This window comes from Pseudomonas guariconensis (assembly GCF_015680235.1).
GTDB lineage: Bacteria > Pseudomonadota > Gammaproteobacteria > Pseudomonadales > Pseudomonadaceae > Aquipseudomonas > Aquipseudomonas guariconensis_A.
The window spans coordinates 1-1,586 of sequence record NZ_JADLJL010000071.1 but is presented as its reverse complement, the minus strand read 5'-3'; the positions used below and the strand labels follow the sequence as shown (position 1 = coordinate 1,586).

Sequence of the window (1,586 nt, the reverse complement as noted above, 5' to 3'; positions counted from 1 at the left end):
CAGACTGTGTGAAAACACACTGATAGGCCCTAGACCAAACGCCCCGACTTGTTCGGGGCGTTTGTTTTTGTGCTGAAAAAAGGCTCTTCAGCCCATCAACTGCATCATTTTCTTGGTACCCAGTACGCTGATCGCCCGCTTGAGGTTGTATGCGGTCACGGCCAGGGCCATTTCAGCTCTCGTCCCTTCAAGTTGCCGTAGCAAGAACCGTCCGTTCCCAAATAGCCATTGTTTGAGATTGCCAAACGGGTGCTCCACGATGGATCTGCGTCGTTCCATCATCTCTGGATGCAGTTGCATCCGCTTCGCCATTCGTTCAAAGGCTTCCTCTTGTGCATGACGCGAGACGTAGCGGCGCTTGGCCGTCGTACATTGGGCTTTCAGCGCACATCCAGCACAGTCGCTGATTGCTGCCTGGTAGATCCGGTCGCCTTTGTAACGCTGCTTCAGGGTTAGCCACTGGCCTGCTGGACATTGGTACCGATCCTGGTCAGCGTCGTAGGTAAAGTCTTGGCGTTCGAACAATGCCTCTCCGCCTGGGTTCGAGGTTCGGTTTGGCGGCACGTAAGCGGTAATGGAGGCTTCCTCACACGCCTGGAACTGCTGGCCGTTTGAGTAGCCCATGTCCGCTGTCACGGTCAGAGCGTCTTGCCCAAGTTCGGCCTTGGCCGTTTTAGCCATAGGTTCAAGCTGCTTGCGGTCATCACCCTCTTGCGTCACTTCGTGATGCAAAATCAGGCAGTGTTCTGCATCGACAGCGGTCTGCACGTTATAGGCAACACGCGCCCCTTTGGGCGTGCGCATCATTCGGGCATCGCTTTCGTGCGTGTTGAATTGCTCCAGCCCCATCGATTGCATCAAGGCTTGGCAACTGCGGTTGTCTTGCTGCTTAGCCTCAAGTTCTGCCAGGGCCGCCTTGATCGCAGTGCGATCTACCACCTGCTCGCCCTCAGTTTTATCAGCGGCATCCAGGTCCGCCAGGTATTGGGCGATCCGCTTATCCAGCTTCTCGTCCTGACGCTTGAGCTGGTTCAAGTTCAGGTGGCGTCGCGCAGAAGCGACTGCCTGAAACTTGCTCCCGTCGATGGCAACCAAGTCACCGGCAATCAAACCGGCAGCTCGGCAGAATTGCACAAAAGCCCGGCACGTCGTAACGAAAGCGACTTTGTTGTTCTTACGAAAATCGGCGATGGTCTTGAAGTCGGGTTTGAGCCGGTTGATCAACCACATCACCTCAATGTTGCGCTGGCATTCAGCTTCCAGGCGACGGGACGACCGAATGCGCTGGAAATAGCCATAAAGGTAGAGTTTGAGCTGATCGGCGGGGTCGTAGGCGGGGCGCCCGGTGGCCTTGGGCTGAGTTTTCTCAAAACCGAGCTGACCCAGATCCAGCTTGGTGACATACAGGTCGATGACCCGTACGAGGTGATCTTCAGGAATCAACTCCTCCAGCGAGACCGGGAACAGGCTGGTCTGGCTGCGGGACTCTCCTTGGATGTAAGCCATAACGAAAAATGCTCCGTATCTTTCGATACGGAGCATTCTCTTAAAGGGCCGGGCAGATTGCTAGGTTTTCACACAGTCTG

At 55.5% G+C, this 1,586-nt stretch carries 1 protein-coding gene; it reads right to left on the bottom strand.

The genetic code is table 11. The features are described from left to right. Positions 1 to 87 precede the first annotated feature (87 nt). Positions 88 to 1,506, bottom strand: a complete 1,419-nt coding sequence (locus IRZ56_RS22885) for an IS1182 family transposase (protein ID WP_196147025.1) — start codon at positions 1,504 to 1,506, stop codon at positions 88 to 90. Positions 1,507 to 1,586 lie beyond the last annotated feature (80 nt).